Source organism: Streptomyces avidinii (assembly GCF_014650695.1).
Classification (GTDB): Bacteria; Actinomycetota; Actinomycetes; order Streptomycetales; family Streptomycetaceae; genus Streptomyces; species Streptomyces avidinii.
Genome location: NZ_BMVL01000013.1, coordinates 1 through 16,786, shown reverse-complemented (window position 1 = coordinate 16,786; position 16,786 = coordinate 1). Strand labels below are relative to the sequence as shown.

Below are 16,786 nucleotides of genomic sequence, written 5' to 3'. Positions count from 1 at the left end.
CGGTGGACGAAGCACGCCTGCGCCGGGTCCTCGGCGGCGCCGACCTGGCCTGGCTGGTGGAGCGGGCACGCCGGCGGATGGAGCGCGGACAGCCACTCACCGGGGCGGTCTCGCTGGCAACGCCGAGCCCGGCCGAGCGGTCAGCGGCCGAGAGATTGCTGGGCCGGACACCGGGCACCGGCAGGGCTCTGACGGTCCGGCTCGACGCCGTGGACGCCGTGCTGGTCAGATCGGGCATCAGCCCGGGAGGCCTGGAGGCTGCCGTGACGGTACTCGCCGGGCGGGTCGTCCCTCTCGACGACGTCCGCCGGAGCGAGGAACAGGCCTGGGGGGAGGCGTACGCGCCTCTCACGCTGCTGGCCGAAGAGCATCCGGAGTACGCCGTTTGGGCCGGTCGCATTCGTGATGACGGCCTCGTGCGCCGCCTCGCCCGTACTTCCGCCGCCGCCCGTCTGCTGATGGAACAGACCGTCCGCGTACTGCGGGAGCTGCCTGTCGAACCAGCGCGGTCGCTGTCGGTGTTCGCCGCGGACATTCTGGGGAGTGCCCACGCACTCGACGACGGCATGCCGGTGGCCACCCTGGCCCTCTCCGGTGCCCGCGCTCTGACCTGCCATCCCGGGGGAGCGGGAGCGGCCTGGCGGCGGGCCGCGTGGGCTTCCGCCGGCCTGCTCCGGGACGACGTCTCCTCGACGGTGCTCACCCTCAACCTGCGCGGGACTGCGGCCCTGGACTGGATGGCCGACGTGGGTGAGCCGTGCGTACTCACCCTCCGACAGCTCGCCCACCGTCCGCCGCGGACGGCACCGCCCGTGGTCCACATCTGTGAGAATCCCGCGGTCCTCTCGGCCGCGGCGGACCACCACGGACCGGATGCCCGACCGCTGGTCTGTGTCCAGGGCCAGCCGTCGGCCGCCGCCCTGACCCTCCTCTCCCGTCTGCACGAGCTCGGTGCCGAGTTTCGCTACCACGGAGACTTCGACTGGGGCGGTCTGCGCATCGCCACGACGCTGTCGGGGCACGTGCCCTGGCGGCCCTGGCGCTACACGGCCGACGACTACCGCGAGGCGGTAGTAGCTGCTGGACCTGACCTGCGGCCGTTGGACGGGAAACCGGCGCTGTCGCCGTGGGACCCGGACCTGGCACGCGCTCTGGCCGAGCAGGCCGTGCGTGTCGAGGAGGAGGCAGTTCTGGATGTGCTGCTGACAGACCTTGCGGGGTGAAGCATCCTGGAGCCGGTCAGGGCCGACGCCCGAGCGGCCGGGCGGGGGCTGCTGGTTCAGCGGGCCGGCGGCGGCGTGGTGGGTGATTCGTCGGGCCGGGAGGGTGCGGGGAGTGCGACCGCCGTCATCAGGAAGCCGCGCTCCGTCGTCCAGCGGCCGGGGAAATCGGACAGCCGGGCGGATCCGACCAGGGGGCCCGGGACGAGCAGGCGTGCGGCGAAGGTGCCGAGGTCCGGGTCGACCGTGATGACCGCCTCCTGGAAGTCGAGCCAGCGTCCGGTGAGCGGGTACCAGGCCTTGTAGACGCTCTCCTTGGCGCTGAACACCAGCCGGTCCCAGGCGACATCGGGCCGTCGCTCGATCATCGGGGCCAGCCAGGCGCGTTCCTCCTCGGTGGTCACGATCCGCAGCATTCCCTCCCGGGGCAGCGGGTCGTTGACCTCGGCGTCGACGCCGAGGGACGCCAGGTCCTCGGCGCGGGCCAGTGCGGCAGCACGGTAGCCGTCGCAGTGCGTCATGCTGCCGACGAGGCCGGGGGGCCACAGCGGCTCCCCGCGCGGTCCGCGCAGGATCGGCGCCGGAGGGAAGCCGAGCCTGCCCATGGCCCGGCGCGCGCACGTCCGTACCGTGGTGAAGTCACTGCGCCGACGTTCCACCACCCCTTCTATCAGCCGTGCTTCCTGTGCGAACAGGGGTGGGGAGGGCGGGGGCGTGCCGAACACTTCCGCCGCCTCCACCCCAGCGGGTAACACGTCGGTGATCACAGTCGCCTGCCGTCAGCAGTGACTCCCGGCCGCGGTGGTCCCGAGAGGGACGACACCAGCGACCATGCCAGCCTCATCAGCCGGAAGCAGCTCCACCTGGTCCGCCCGATCAAGGCCGGTCACCACCGACCCGCGCGGGATGCTCCCAGTTCAGGGTGGAGGAGCGGAGACGGCCGATGATCTTCTGGACGTCCGGAGCCGGGACGCTCCGGTCCGGGCCCGCGGCCACGGCGAGTGCCAGTCCCCGGCGGGCCGCATCGGCGTCCTCCGCGGACCAGGCACCACGCTTCTCGAGTTCCGCGAACGCGTCGTCGATGCCCCCGGCGGGTGCGATGCCCAGCTCCGTACAGGTGTCCTTCGCGGCGGCGACGATGACACCGCCGCAGAGCCGGGCCGCGACACCGGCCTCGCCGTGCCCGATGGTCTGCTCCGCGAGCGTGAGCAGGGCGGCGGAGCCGTTGCCGAGTGCCCGCAGGTCATGGGTCACGAACAGGCCGCGGACGTCCTCGATGACGAGGTCCAGATACAGCTGCCGGAAGTAGGACGGGCAGGTGCAGTCCCGTACATCCGCGCGCCACCAGTAGTTGACCGAGACCGAGATGTCCGGTGCGGAGACCTGGTGCCACCAGAAGGCCGGGATGAAGAGCAGGTCACCCGGCAGGACGACGGCCTCCCAGTACTCCGCCTGCGCGAACTTGGGGAACCTCTCCAGGTCGGGGTCGCTCAGGTCCACGGTGCTCAGGTGCCGGGTGCGGATGTCCAGGGGGCCGGGGTAGAGCAGGTCGCTCTGGGAGGGATTGAAGAGCACGAACTTCTTGCGTCCGTCGAGCTGGGCGAACAGGTTGTTCATGTTGTCGTAGTGCAAGGGCGTGCTCGACGACTCCGAGGCCATCCACAGGTTGATGTCCGTGATGACATCGGTCGGGATGTAGGGGGGAACGGCGAGTTCGTCGCGCAGTTCGACGAGCGCGTTCGGGATCGACATCTGCTGCATGCTGAGCCTTCGGCCGCTCGCCGTGTCCCGGAACTCGGTGGCGAGCCGCGAGCCGCGCATCGGCTCGTGGCGCAGGCCCTCGCGAGCGGCCGTGTTGTATCTGAACGCACCGTCCGGGTCCGCGATGGCGACCGGTACCTCGCGCTCACCCAGGCGCTCGGAGACGTACTCGGGAGTCCATCCCCGCATCGTGTCGAGAGCCCCGCTGCCGCGGATTATCAGCGGTGTCGTGGTGAGAACCGCGGCGCGTCCCATGGGTTCTTCAGGGAATGAAGAAACGACTTCCACATGCCCCAGTGATCGGGCTCCCTGCATGACAGATCCCCATTCCGACAGAATACGCGACGAAGATCGCATGCTACGGATCGGCGATGGATCGCACAACGGCCGTTCAAGCGCGCGCTGTTCATCCGCGTCCAACCGGTGCACGTGCCGCAGTTGATCGGTCCAATGAGGGTGGCGGCCCGTGCACCGGTTGCGGCACACTCCGTCGGGGCCGAGCCCTGGGCTGCCCGATCACGCCGCGACAGGCCATGAATTGCTCCCGAGCGAAGAGGAATTCACGCGGCTCGCGTATCGCTTCGGAAGGGAACACCCAACTCATGAGCCACAGCACAGCATTCCCACTCGTGATCGAAGCGGAGGGGAGAGAGAGCCTCGTCGAGAGGGTACGGGCACGGCGCGCGAGCCTGCGGGCCTCCCTGCTAGAGCACGGGGCCCTGCTCCTGCGCGGCTTCTCCGTGCCCGACGTGAGCGCCTTCGACTCCGTCGTCCGCGAGCTGTCGGGCGACCCGCTCACCTACACGGAACGTTCCTCGCCGCGCAGCGCGATCCAGGGGCAGGTGTACACCTCCACGGACTACCCGCCGAACGAAGAGATCTTCCTGCACAACGAGAACTCCTATCAGCAGGCCTGGCCCATGGCCCTGTACTTCTACTGCGTGCAGCCGCCGTTGACGCTCGGGGCGACCTCCCTCGCCGGCACCCGCGAGGTGCTCGCCCGGCTGGACCCCTCGGTCCGCGAGGAGTTCACCCGACGGGGCTGGCGCGTGGTGCGCAACTTCCGCCCCGGCATCGGACTGACCTGGCAGCACGTCTTCAACACCGACGACCGTGCGGCAGTGGAGGCGTACTGCGCGGACAACGACATCGAAGCGGAATGGCTGCCGAACGACGCCCTCCGCACGACGGCGGTCAGGAAGGCGGTCCACCGTCACCCCGTCACGGGCGATGAGGTGTGGTTCAATCACGCAGCCTTCTTCCACCTCACCACCCTGGACGCCGAGATCCGAGAAGGACTTCTCGAGATGTTCGACGAGTCGGAACTTCCGACGAACACCTATTTCGGGGACGGTGGCGTCATATCCGACGAGGTCATCGAGCACGTACGTGACTGCTATCGCGCCGCGACCGTGCGTTTCGACTACCGGGAACACGATGTCCTGGTCATCGACAACATGCTGACCTCGCACGGCCGGGAACCCTTCACCGGCCCGCGCCGGATTGCCGTCGCGATGGCCGAGCCCTTCCACCCGTAGTTCCGTCTCCGGGAATGCGCCCGGGAATTCACTCGGGAACTCACGGGGGCAGCCCTCCCGATTTCCGGTCACCGTCGAGACCACCACATTTCAGGCCGCGCTCGCCCGACCGCGCGGAGAGGAGAACCCTGTGAGCATGACCCGCGAACCCAGCGTGCTCCACCTGCTGCGGCGGCACGCCGTCGACCGCGCCGACCGGACCGCCGTCACGTTCGTCCACGACTTCGACGCGGCCGACGGCTCGCGCAGCCTGACCTACGCGGAACTCGACGCGGAGGCGCGCCGCGTCGCGTCCTGGCTCCAGGAGCGCTGCGCCCCCGGAGACAGGGTGCTGCTGCTGCACCCGGCCGGACTGCCGTTCGTCACCGCGTTCCTCGCGTGCCTCTACGCGGGGGTCATCGCGGTGCCCTCCCCGATGCCCGGTCAGTTCCAGTACCAGCAGCGGCGCGTCACGATGATCGCCCGAGACGCCGGTGTCAGCGTGGCGCTCACCGACACCGGCCAGCTGGCCGAGGCGCAGCAGTGGATATCCGACACCGGACTCGAACTGCCCGTCGCCGCCAGTGACGGCCCCGGCTTCGGTGACGCCGCGCGCTGGCGCGACCCCGGGGCCACGACCCAGGACGTGGTGCTGCTGCAATACACCTCCGGATCGACCGGAGACCCCAAGGGCGTCATGGTCACCCATGGCAACCTGCTCCACAACGCGGACAGCCTGAGCCGTTCCCTCGGCTTCACCGAGGACACCAACTTCGGCGGCTGGATCCCTCTTTACCACGACATGGGGCTGATGGGGCAGCTGCTGCCGGGCCTCTTCCTGGGCAGCAGCGTCGCGTTGATGTCGCCGATGGCGTTCCTGAAGCGTCCGCACCACTGGCTCGCGCTGATCGACCGGTACGACATCGGCTTCTCCGCGGCACCCAACTTCGCCTACGAGCTGTGCCTGCGGCGGGTCACGGACGCGCAGATCGCCACGCTCGACCTGTCGCGCTGGCAGTTCGCCGCGAACGGCTCCGAGCCCATCCAGGCCAGCACCCTGCGGCAGTTCGCGGAGCGCTTCGGAGCGGCCGGGTTCCGGGCCGAGCAGCTCGCGCCGTGCTACGGCATGGCCGAGGCGACGGTGTTCATCTCCGGCCGCTCGACCCGGCCGCCGCGCATCCGGGCGGTGGACCCGCAGGCGCTGGAGAAGCACGTCGTCCAGGACCCGCAGCCCGGTGGCCCGGTGCGCGAACTCGTCGGCTGCGGCGACGTCCCCGACCTCGACGTCCGCATCGTCGACGCGGAGAGCGGCCGGGCGCTGACCGACGGCACGACGGGCGAGATCTGGCTGCGCGGTCCGAGCGTCGCGGCCGGCTACTGGAACCGCCCCGACGTCACCGAACAGATCTTCCACGCCCGGACCGCCGACGGCGACGGGCCCTACATGCGCACCGGTGACCTCGGTGTGTTCCTCGACGGGGAGATCTACGTCACCGGCCGCACCAAGGACCTGCTCATCGTCAACGGCCGCAACCTCTACCCGCACGACATCGAGCACGAACTGCGGCTGTCGCACGCCCCGTTGGCCACCCTGGCCGGTACGGCGTTCACCGTCCCCGCGCCACAGGAGGAAGTGGTGGTCGTGCACGAGGTGCGCGGCCGCTTCACCCAGGAGGAGCTGCGCGAACTGGCCATCGGCATGCGGGCCACCGTCCACCGCGAGTTCGGCGTGTCCACCGCGGGCATCGTGCTGATGCGGCCCGGTACGGTCCGCAAGACCACGAGCGGCAAGGTGCAGCGCGCAGAGATGCGCGGCCTGTTCCTCGCGGGAGACCTCACCCCGCTGTACGAGGAGATGGCGCCCGGTGTCCGGGCGGCCCTGGCGGGAGCGACCGCGTGAGCGCGGACGTACCCGAGTGGCCCACCGGCCTCGCCGCGGCCCTGGCCGACGCCATGGCGGCCGGGGCGGCGGCGGGCGGTGCGTTCAGCACGGCCCGCAGCGCCGCCCTGGACGCCGCGGAGGCCTTTCCTGGCGAGGAGTGCGACCTGCTGGACGCCTCCGGCCTGGCCCGCGCCTACGTACCCGAGCGGCTCGGCGGCGTCGCGGGCGGTCTGCCCGAGCTGCTGAGCGCGCTGCGCGAGGTGGCGCGGCGTGACGTGACGGTGGCCGTCGCGCACGGCAAGACCTTCCTCGGATCCGTCTCGACGTGGGTCGCCGGGACGGAAGACCAGCAGCGGGCCCTGGCCCGGCTGGTGACCGATGAGAACGCGGTGGTCGCCTGGGGCCTGACCGAACGGGGCATGGGCAGCGACCTGCTGGCCGGGAACCTGACCGCCACCCCCGAGCCGGACGGAACGTGGCGGATCACCGGAGAGAAGTGGCCGATCAACAACGCCACCCGGGGCCGGCTCATCTGCGTCCTGGCCCGCACCGATCCGGCCGGAGGCCCACGCGGCTTCAGCCTGTTCCTGATCGACAAGTCCGCCCTCCCGGAAGGGGCGTGGGAGCCGCTGCCCAAGGAGCCGACGCACGGCATCCGCGGCGCGGACATCAGCGGGCTGCGCCTGCGCGACGCACCGGTACCGGCCGACGCACTCGTCGGCGGGGTCGGCGACGGGCTGGGGATCGTCCTGCGGGCGCTGCAGCTGACCCGTACGCTCTGCGCCGCGCTCTCCCTGGGCGCGGGTGAGCACGCGCTCCGGCTGGTCGCCGACTTCGCCGTCGAGCGCGCCCTCCACGGCACCCGGCTGGCCCTGCTGCCGCTGGCCCGGCGGGTACTGGGCCGCGCCGCCGCGTCCCTGGCCCTGGCCGATGCCGCGGCCCTGCTGGGCGGGCGCAGTGCGCACGGACTGCCCGGAGAGATGAGCGCCGTCTCGGCGACCGTCAAGGCGGGCGTACCCTGGATCGTCCAGCAGGCCATCGATGACCTGGCCGAACTCCTCGGAGCTCGTGGATTTTTGACGGAACAACACGCCGACGGCATGTTCCAGAAGCTGGAGCGCGACCACCGGATCGTCGCCGTCTTCGACGGCAGCACGGCGGTGAACCGCTCACTGCTCATCTCCCAGTTCCCGCTCCTGGCCAGGCTCATCCGCAAGGGTTCCTACGACGCGACCGGGCTCGCCGCGGTCACCGGCGGCGCCCCGCTGCCGGAGCTGGATCCGGCGGCCCTGCGCCTGGTGAGCCGCACGGGCTGCAGCATCGTCCAGGCCGTGCCGGACACCGCCGAGCGGATCACCGCGCTGGCGGCGGCGGGGGAGCTGCCCCCGCGCGCGGCCGAGCTGGCCGCCCTGCTCGCCGAGCGGACCGGGGCGCTCGCCGACGCCATGGCGGAACTCCCGCCGACCGGCAGGAACGCCCCCGCCGCCGCCTTCGCGGTGGCCCGGCAGTTCGAGGCCTGCTTCGCGGGAGCCGCCGCCCTGCACCTGCTCGCCGTACCGTGCGCGGCGGACCGCGCCGTGGTCCTGACCGCGGCCCTGGAACGGTGCCTGGAGCTGCTCGTACCCGGCCACCAGGCCCCGTCCGACGCCTTCGAACCCCTCGTCACGCCCCTCGTGCAACCCGTGGAGGAACCGGTCCGATGACGCTCGTCGACCCTGCTGGGGCCACGTCCCCCGCGGCATCCCCGGACCCGATCGACCGGCTGGAGGCGCTCTTCGGTGACGCGGGTGCCGCCGGCAACCCGGTCGGCCGCGAGGCCGTGCTGGCCGCCGACGCCGACGGGTCCATGCTGGCGGCCGGAGAGGACCTGCTGGACGCCTTCGGACTGAACGCCCACTTCGTCCCCGAAGCCCTGGGCGGCCGGTTCGCCGGCCCCGAGGAACTCATCGGCGTGATGCGCGCCGTCTACCGGCGCGATCCCGCCCTGGGACTCGGCTACGGCGCGGGTTCCTTCATGGCCGCCGTCAACGTCTGGACCTCGGGCAGCGCCGAGCAGCAGTCCTGGCTCGCCGGTCACCTGCTCTCCGGCGGCCGGGTCGCCTGCGGCTACCACGAACTGGCCCACGGCAACGACTTCGCGCGGGCCGAGCTGACCGCCCTGCCCGGCCCGGACGGGCAACTGCTCGTCAACGGCCGCAAGGAAGTGGTGGCCAACCTCGCCCGGGCCGGAGCCGTGGTGCTCTTCGCCCGGACCGACGCCGCGGCCGGCAGCCGCAGCCACTCCCAGCTCCTGCTGGAGACGGCCCGGCTGGCATCGGACACGCTGACCCGGCTGCCCCGCTTCGCCACGGTCGGCATGCGCGGCGTACCGCTCGGCGGGATCGAGTTCACCGACTGCCCCGTCCCGGCCGACGCCGTGGTCGGCACGCCCGGACACGGGCTGGAGACCGCTCAGCGGTCCTTCCAGCTGACGCGGATCGCGCTGCCCGGCATGACCCTCGGCCTGCTCGACACCGCGCTGCGCACCGCCCTGCGCGGAGCCCTGGGACGCAGGCTGTACGCAGGCACCGCCGCCGACCTCTCGCTGTCGCGGACCGTGCTCGCCGAGGCGTTCGCCGACCTGCTCCTGGCGGACGCGTTCGTCACCGTGGCCGCCCGCGCGGCCCACACCGCCCCCGGGCAGAGCACGGTGTACGCGTCGGCGGTCAAGCTCCTGGTCCCGGCCCTGGTGATGGGCGCCGTGAGCCGGCTGTCCGAGCTGCTCGGCTCGCAGTTCTACCTGCGCGCCGCCGAGCAGCCGCTCTTTCAGAAGCTGCAGCGCGACGTACTGCCCTCCGCCTTCGGCCACGCCTCCCGCGTCTCCTGTCAGGCCGCCCTGTTGCCGCAGCTGCCCCTGACCGTGCGCCGCACCTGGAGCGCGGAGGACGGCCCGGCCCTGCCCCCGACCACCTTCCGGCCCGGGGAACCGCTGCCGCCGCTGGACTTCGGCGCCCTCAAGGTCACCGCCGGCGGCCGCGACCCGCTCTCCCGCTCGCTGCTCCAGGGCGCCGAGCGACCTACCGGACGGGGCGAGGACGCGGAGCTCGCCGCGCGCGCATCGCAGTACGCCACCGAGATACGGGCGCTGTCCGCCGAGGCGGCCCGCCTGACCCCGGACCAGCTGGGTCCCGCCGCACCGCCCCACGCCTTCGACCTGACGACCCGCTGGGCCGGGGTCCTCGCCGCCGCGGCCTGCCTGGGCCTGTGGTGGGAGCGGCCGGGCGACGGGCAGGGCCCGGGCGCCGAGCCCGCGTGGGTGCTCGCGGCCCTGCACCGATTGGGCGTCCATACCGGACGCCACCATGACCCGCTTCCCGAACCACTGAGCGAGTTCCTCTACGCGGAACTCCTCCGGCGTCACGACGCCGGTCTCACCTTCGATCACGCTCGCCGCCCCACGGGCGCCTGAGCCCACCCGTCCCACACCCCCCCCAGAACCCGCATCCACGGAGGTTGCCATGTCCGACATCACCGACGCCCCGGCCACGGCCGATGCGACAGAGGTCCGCGCCTGGCTGCGCGAGTGCGTGGCCACCTATGTCCGGCTTCCGGCCGAGGACATCGACGAGAACCTGCCCCTGTCCGAGTACGGCCTCGACTCGGTGTACGTGCTCAGCCTGTGCGCCGACATCGAGGACCGCTACGGCATCGAGGTCGAGCCCACCCTGCTGTGGGACCACCCCGCCATCGGCCCGATCTCGGAGGCTCTGGCTCCGCTGCTCGCCGCTCGCTAGAGCGCGGGTAGAGGACAACGGGTTCCGGCCCCGCCGCATCAGTGGCGGGGCCGGAACCCGTTTCGGTCCGTAGGTCAGGAAAGGGTCAGCTTGACGGGGAGCTTCGCCGGGCCGTTGACGACGATCGAGTCCAGCAGCGTGGGAGCGCCGTCCAGCTCGACCCGTACGTTTCGGTCAAGCAACTCTCCGTAGAGCAGCCGCAGTTCGACCCGGGCCAGCATGCTCCCGAGGCAGAAGTGCTCACCGAAGCCGAGAGCCAGGTGCCGGTTCGGCTTGCGGGCGATGACGAACGAGTCCGGGGAGTCGAAGACGGTCTCGTCGCGGTTGGCCGAGGGCAGCCAGAAGACGACCCGGTCACCCGCCTCGATGGTCCTGCCGTGGATCTCGGTCTTCCGCGTGGCGGTCCGCAGGATGTGCGTGGCGGTGGAGGTCCAGCGCATGACCTCCTCCACGGCCGACGGAAGCAGGGTCGGCTCGTCGACCAACAGCTGCCACTGGTCCGGGTGTTCGAGGAAGGCGAGCATGCCTCCGGCGGCGGCGATCCGGGTGTTCTCGGTGCCGCCGACCAGCAGGTTGTCACAGTTCAGGATCACGTCGTCGGGGCTGAGGCGTTCACCGTCGACGGTGCCCGTCGCCAGGACGCTGACCAGGTCGTCGCCCGGCCGCGCCGCCTTCTCCGCCTGGAGTTCCTCGAAGTAGCCGAGGATGTTCAGGTGCGCGAACCTGCGTTCGAGCGGGTCGCCGGCCGCGAAGGCCTGGGAGGTCAGGTCGTAGAGGTGCTCCCAGTCGGACTCCGGTACCCCCATCATCTTGCAGATCACATAGAGCGGGACCCGGGCCGCGACGTCCGTGACGAAGTCACAACTGCCCTGCTCCAGCGCCTTGTCGACGATCCTCCTCGTGATGTCCGTCATCTCGTGCTCGAGCGCCCGGACCGAGCGGACGGCGAACCACTCGTCCACCAGTCCGCGCAGCTGCCGATGGCGCGGAGCGTCGGTCAGCGCGAGGGTGCGGCCGCCACCGGGATCCGCGCCGTGATCGGCCGGTCGGAGCAGAATGCCCTGGGCGGAGCTGAACGTCTCCGCGTCGCGATAGGCGGTGCGGACGTCCTCGTACCTGGTCAGGGCCCAGAAGCCGGGAAGCTCCGTCGGCGGATGCCAATACACCGGATCATTGGCGCGGAGCCAGCGCCACTGCACAAACGGATCGCCGTGCGAGTAGAGTCCGGGGTCCACCAGATTGATCTGAGGGGCCGGGTCGGCCGACTCATTGTGCATGCGAATGCCTCACGGGTTCGTTGGAATTCAAGACCGGAAATATCATGCACGCGGCCGGGGCATCGGCGGAATGCCGCCCACGGTCGGGTCCTCGGGAGCGCACCGGCGTGAGGAGCACCGCCGCGCGCACCGCACAGCAGGGTGGTGCCGCTCACCCCCGGCGTGTTCAACCGCCGCTGCGGCGCAGTTGAACGACTCGTGCACACCCTGACTGAGCAGGCACGGAGCACGGTGTCCGGGCTGCCGGCGCGCATTGATCGGGGCAGCGGCCCTGAGCCATAGTGATCCGGTATTGAGCAGAGGAGCGTGCGTGCCGACGAAGCGCGCACCACGCCATGGGCGCAGGTCACAGCGGTAACCATTGCCGTGATTCCACCGGAGCGACGACTATTCGGATCCGGTCCGGGCCTGCCTTGTGGCCGCGTCCGTAATAGCAAGTTGCAGCGGTGTGCAAGGTGAGCTGGTCATTCGAGCGGCATGTCCGAATGTGGCGGCCCGTTGTTGTTCCAGCCGATGTGTCGATCCGAATTGGAGTGCGCGGGAATGGCTATGTCTGAAGGTGGGCTCCGGGAAATGATGGCGGGCCAGCTCGCGATCTGGTACAGCCATCAGCTGGCGCCCGAGAACCCGTGCTTCAACGGTGCCGAGTACCTGGCGCTCGACGGAGACGTGGACCTGGGCCTCCTGGTGAAGGCCTCGCAGCGGCTGATGGAAGAGGCGGACGCCGCCCGCCTGCGCATCCGTGAAGTCGACGGACAGCCGCGGCAGTACTTCCACGACGTGGAGGACTACCCCGTCGAGGTCATCGACATCAGCGCCGAGGCCGATCCGCAGGCGGCGGCCGAGGGGCTGATGTGGGAGGACCTGCGCAGCGAGCGGGGAGCGGCCGACCGCTCCCTGTACACCATCAAGATCTACACGGCCGGCCCCCGGCTCACCTTCTGGTACCAGCGCGCCTACCACGTCATCCTGGACGGCCGCAGCGCGGGCCTGGTGGTCGGCAGGCTGTCGCAGGTCTACAACACCCTGCTCCAGGGCGGCTCGGTCGAAGAGGGCGCCCTCCCCTCCAGCACCGTGCTGATGGACGCCGAACGCGAGTACCGCGCCTCCGACGCCCACGCGACCGACCGGGACTACTGGCGCGGTGTCCTCGCGGGTCTCCCCGAGGCAGAGGGCCCCGGCAGCAACTACGCGGGCCGCGCGCAGCGCGCACCGGTCCGCTTCGTGGAGAGCGTCGACGACACCGTCGGCGCCGACCTGAAGGCGGCCGCCCGTGGGCTCGGGACCAACTTCGCCGGCCTGATGATCAGCGCCGCTGCCCTGTACCAGCACCACCTGACCGGACAGCGGGACGTGGTCGTCGGCGTACCGGTGAGCGGCCGCTCGGGCACACGCGACCTCGCGATCCCCTTCATGACCAACAACGTCCTCCCGATCCGGGTGAAGATCTCCCCGGACACCTCGGTCGCCGACCTCGTACGGCAGACCACCCGTGCGGTGATGAAGGGCCTGCGCCACCAGCGCTACCGCTACGAGCACATGCTCAACGACGCGATGCTCGGCGAGGGCGGTCTCTGGGACCTGCTCATCAACGTGATGTCCTTCGACATCTACGCCCTGCCCTTCGGGGACTGCACCGTCACCGCGCACAACCTGTCCAGTGGCCCTGTCGACAGCACGCGCATCGACGTGTACGACAGGTCCGGCCTCAAGATCGCCGTGGACGTCAACCCCGATGCGCCCGATCTGTCGCCCGGCGACGAGGTCTGCCGCCGCTTCCTGGCGCTCGCGCACTGGCTCGTCTCGGTCGATCCCGCTGAACCGGTCGGCCGTTCCGGCCTGCTGGACGCCGACGAGCGTCGTCAGGTGCTGGTGGAGTGGAACGACACCGCGACGCAGTTCGCGGGTCACTCCGTACCGGAACTCTTCGCGGCGCAGGCCGCCCGGACCCCGGACGCGGCCGCGGTGATCGCGGACGGCGTCGAGGTGTCGTACGCCGAACTGGACGAGCGTGCGAACGCACTCGCGCGGTACCTGGTGGGCCAGGGCGTCACGGTGGAGTCCGTGGTGGGCGTGTGCCTGCCCCGGAGCGCGGACGCTGTCGTCGCGATCCTCGCGGCCTGGAAGGCCGGCGCCGGTTACCTGCCCATCGACCCGGACCACCCGGTGGACCGCATCGCCTACCTGCTGGCGGACAGCGGCGCCGTCGTGACGCTGACCGACAGCGCCGCGCGGGCCGCACGTCTCACCGGTACGGCCCATGTCGTGACCCTGGCCGACGCGTTGGCGTCCGGGACCGTGACGGCGGAGCCCGCGACCGTCCCCGCGGCGCCGGCGGCCGCGGACGGACTGGCGTACGTGATCTACACCTCCGGCTCGACGGGCCGGCCGAAGGGGGTCGCGGTCACCCACCGCGGCCTGGCCAACTACGCTCAGTGGGCCGCCGGCGCCTACGGCGCGGGCGCCGCGCCGCTGCACTCCTCGCTGGCCTTCGACCTGACCGTGACCAGCATCGTCATACCTCTGATCTCCGGCGCCCCGGTGGTGGTGAGCCGCGAAGGCAGCGCCGAGGGCCTGGCGGAACTGCTCCGCGGCCACGGCGGCTACGGACTGGCGAAGGTCGTTCCGGCCCACCTCCCCCTGCTCACCGAGATGCTGACCGAGAGCCAGATCGAGGCGGCCGCATCCACCTGGGTGGTCGGCGGCGAAGCCCTGCCGGGCTCCGTGGTGCAGTCCTGGCTGGAGCACGCGCCCGGCTCGGTGATCGTGAACGAGTACGGCCCGACCGAGGCGGTCGTGGGCTGCTGCGTGTTCGAGATCCGGGCCGGACAGGTCGTGGGCGAGCCCGTGCCGATCGGCCGTCCGATCGCCAACATGCGCCTGTACGTCCTCGATTCCTTCCTGTGCCCGGTCGCCCCCGGCGTCGCCGGAGAGCTGTACATCGCGGGCGTGCAGCTGGCCCGCGGCTATGTGGACCGCGCCGGCCTGACGGCCGAGCGGTTCGTCGCCAACCCCTTCGAGGCCGGTGCGCGCATGTACCGCACGGGCGACGTCGCGCGGCGGCGCACCGACGGCGAACTGGAGTACCTCGGCCGGGCCGACGAGCAGGTCAAGGTACGCGGCTACCGCATCGAGCCGGGCGAGGTCCAGGCCGTGATCGCGGCCCACCCGCAGGTGGCGCAGGCCGCGGTGATCGCCCGCGAGGACACCCCCGGCGACGTCCAGCTGGTCGCGTACGTGGTGACGGACGAAGACGTCGAGGACCTGACCGAACAGGTCCTCGCCTTCGCGACGGAGCAGCTGCCCGAGCACATGGTCCCCTCCGCCGTCGTGGTACTGGACGCACTGCCGCTCGCCATGAGCGGCAAGCTGGACCGCAAGGCGCTGCCCGCCCCGGACTTCGGCACCCGCGCCGGGACCGGGCGGGGGCCCTCGAACGCGCGCGAGGAGATCCTCTGTGCGGCGTTCGCCGACGTCCTGGGACTGGAGCGGGTCGGCGTCGACGACAACTTCTTCCAGCTCGGCGGCCAGTCCCTGATGGCGATCCGCCTGGTCGGAGCGATCCGCAAGCTCGGCGTATCGGTGTCGGTGCGTGCCTTCTTCGACTCGCCCACCCCGGCCGGCCTCGCCGCCTCCGTGGGCGCGAGCGCCATCGAGGTACCCGCGAACCTGATCCCCGCCGACGCGACGGCGATCACCCCGGAGATGCTGCCGCTCGTCGACCTGTCCGCCGACGAGGTGGCGCGCGTGGTCGCCACCGTCGAGGGCGGTGCGGCCAACATCGCGGACGTCTACCCGCTGGCCCCGCTGCAGGAGGGCCTGCTCTTCCACCACCTGCTGGCCGACGGTGAAGAGGACACCTATGTCGCCTGCGCCGTCCTGGAGTTCGACTCCGCGGAACGGGTGGACTCCTTCGCGGACGCGCTGCAGCAGGTGCTGGACCGGCACGACATCTTCCGTACGGCGATCGCCTGGGAAGGACTGCCCCAGCCGCTCCAGGTGGTCCGGCGCCGGGCCGAGCTCCCGGTGACCGAGGTGGTCATCGACCCGCACGCCGCGGACCCGGTGGCCGAGTTGCCGGCGGTCGTGGGCCGCGCCATGGACATCCGGCGCGCCCCGCTGCTCGGACTCCACGTGGCCACGGTCACGGACGGCCGACGGCTGGTGCTGCTGCGTCTGCACCACTTGGTGCAGGACCACACGACGGTCGAGGTACTGCTCTCCGAGATCCGCGAGTTCATGGGTGGACGCGGCGCGGAACTGCCGCAGCCGCTGCCCTTCCGCGACGCCGTGGTCCAGACCCGGGCCGGACTGGCCGACGGGGGTCACGAACAGTTCTTCACCGACCTCCTGGGTGACGTCACCGAGCCGACCGCGCCGTTCGGGCTGCTGAACACGCGTGAGCCCGGGATGAAGTCGCGGGAGACCGAGGTACGGATCGCCGCCGACCTGGAGCGACGGCTCCGCAGGGTCGCGCGGAAGGTGGGCGCGAGCCCCGCGACGCTGATGCACGTGGCGTGGGCGCGGGTACTGGCCGCGGTCAGCGGCCGGGACGACGTGGTCTTCGGAACGGTGTTGTTCGGCCGGATGGGCGCCGACGCCGACGAGGCCCGGGTGCTCGGTCCGTTCATGAACATGCTGCCCGTACGGGTGAAGACCGGACAGCTGGGTGTGATGGGCGCGGTGAGCGCCATGCGCCGCCAGCTCGCCGCGCTGATGGAGCACGAGCACGCGCCGCTGGCCGTGGCGCAGAACGCGAGTGGGGTGGAGGGGGAGGCCCCCCTCTTCGCGTCCATGTTCAACTACCGCCACAACGACCGTTCCGTCAGCAAGAGCGGAGCCCTCTTCGACGGTGTCGAGCTGCGGCTCTACCGGGAGCAGACCAACTACCCGCTCGCGGTGAACCTCGATGACGACGAGGACGGGATGCGCCTGACCGTCGACGCGGCCGCCCCGGCGGACCCGCGGCAGGTGGGCACGCTCCTGTGCACGGCAACCAGGAACCTGCTGACCGCCCTGGAGCGGGCGGCGGCGGGCGGTCCCGAGCTCGCGCTCGGCGCGGTCGAGGTACTGGACGCGGCGGAGCGTCGGCAGGTCCTGGTGGAGTGGAACGACACGGCGGTGGAGGTCGAGCCCTCGTCGTTGCCGGGGTTGTTCGAGGCGCAGGTGGGGCGTACTCCGGGTGCGGTTGCGGTGGTGTTCGAGGGTGTGGAGCACTCGTACGCCGAGCTGGACGCCCGGGCGAACCGCCTGGCCCGGCTGCTGCTGTCGCGGGGCGTCACCACGGGTTCCGTGGTCGGCGTCCGCCTGGAGCGCGGTGTCGAGCTGGTCGTGGCACTGCTGGCCGTGCTGAAGG

Annotated in this window: 10 protein-coding genes; 7 read left to right on the top strand and 3 right to left on the bottom strand. The window is 71.3% G+C overall.

Annotated features, from left to right (window positions below):
* Positions 1-2: 2 nt before the first annotated feature.
* Positions 3-1,223, top strand: a complete 1,221-nt coding sequence (locus tag IE257_RS28510; RefSeq protein ID WP_229920712.1) for a TIGR02679 family protein — start codon at positions 3-5, stop codon at positions 1,221-1,223.
* A gap of 56 nt (positions 1,224-1,279) precedes the next feature.
* On the opposite strand, the gene IE257_RS28505 is transcribed toward IE257_RS28510, so the two are convergent.
* Both IE257_RS28505 and IE257_RS28500 read right to left on the bottom strand, forming a co-directional pair.
* Positions 1,280-1,945, bottom strand: a complete 666-nt coding sequence (locus IE257_RS28505; RefSeq protein ID WP_308433296.1) for a 4'-phosphopantetheinyl transferase family protein — start codon at positions 1,943-1,945, stop codon at positions 1,280-1,282.
* A gap of 151 nt (positions 1,946-2,096) precedes the next feature.
* Positions 2,097-3,236, bottom strand: coding sequence for a cupin-like domain-containing protein (locus IE257_RS28500; protein ID WP_189972755.1), 1,140 nt, complete (start codon positions 3,234-3,236; stop codon positions 2,097-2,099).
* Between the two features lie 374 nt (positions 3,237-3,610).
* On the opposite strand from IE257_RS28500, the gene IE257_RS28495 reads away from it, so the two are divergent.
* The 5 genes from IE257_RS28495 to IE257_RS28475 all read left to right on the top strand — a co-directional run bounded on the left by IE257_RS28495 (position 3,611) and on the right by IE257_RS28475 (position 10,153).
* On the top strand, positions 3,611-4,519 hold the full coding sequence (locus tag IE257_RS28495) for a TauD/TfdA family dioxygenase (RefSeq protein WP_229920711.1): 909 nt from the start codon (positions 3,611-3,613) through the stop codon (positions 4,517-4,519).
* Between the two features lie 136 nt (positions 4,520-4,655).
* Positions 4,656-6,398: a fatty acyl-AMP ligase gene (locus IE257_RS28490; protein WP_189972753.1), complete on the top strand. Its 1,743-nt coding sequence runs from the start codon at positions 4,656-4,658 to the stop codon at positions 6,396-6,398.
* Positions 6,395-8,083, top strand: coding sequence for an acyl-CoA dehydrogenase family protein (locus IE257_RS28485; protein ID WP_189972752.1), 1,689 nt, complete (start codon positions 6,395-6,397; stop codon positions 8,081-8,083). The genes IE257_RS28490 and IE257_RS28485 overlap by 4 nt, the downstream gene beginning before the upstream one ends.
* The gene (locus IE257_RS28480) at positions 8,080-9,828 is read left to right on the top strand and encodes an acyl-CoA dehydrogenase family protein (RefSeq protein WP_189972751.1); all 1,749 of its coding nucleotides are present in this window, start codon (positions 8,080-8,082) and stop codon (positions 9,826-9,828) included. Before IE257_RS28485 ends, IE257_RS28480 begins: the two co-directional genes overlap by 4 nt.
* A 49-nt stretch (positions 9,829-9,877) precedes the next feature.
* The gene (locus IE257_RS28475; protein ID WP_189972750.1) at positions 9,878-10,153 is read left to right on the top strand and encodes an acyl carrier protein; all 276 of its coding nucleotides are present in this window, start codon (positions 9,878-9,880) and stop codon (positions 10,151-10,153) included.
* A gap of 74 nt (positions 10,154-10,227) precedes the next feature.
* Here the strand turns inward: IE257_RS28475 and IE257_RS28470 are convergent, their stop codons facing one another.
* Positions 10,228-11,430: a cytochrome P450 gene (locus IE257_RS28470; RefSeq protein ID WP_189972749.1), complete on the bottom strand. Its 1,203-nt coding sequence runs from the start codon at positions 11,428-11,430 to the stop codon at positions 10,228-10,230.
* A gap of 573 nt (positions 11,431-12,003) precedes the next feature.
* Here IE257_RS28470 and IE257_RS28465 point away from each other — a divergent pair.
* Positions 12,004-16,786 (top strand): non-ribosomal peptide synthetase (locus IE257_RS28465; protein ID WP_189972748.1); only part of this gene is annotated, 4,783 nt, incomplete at its 3' end.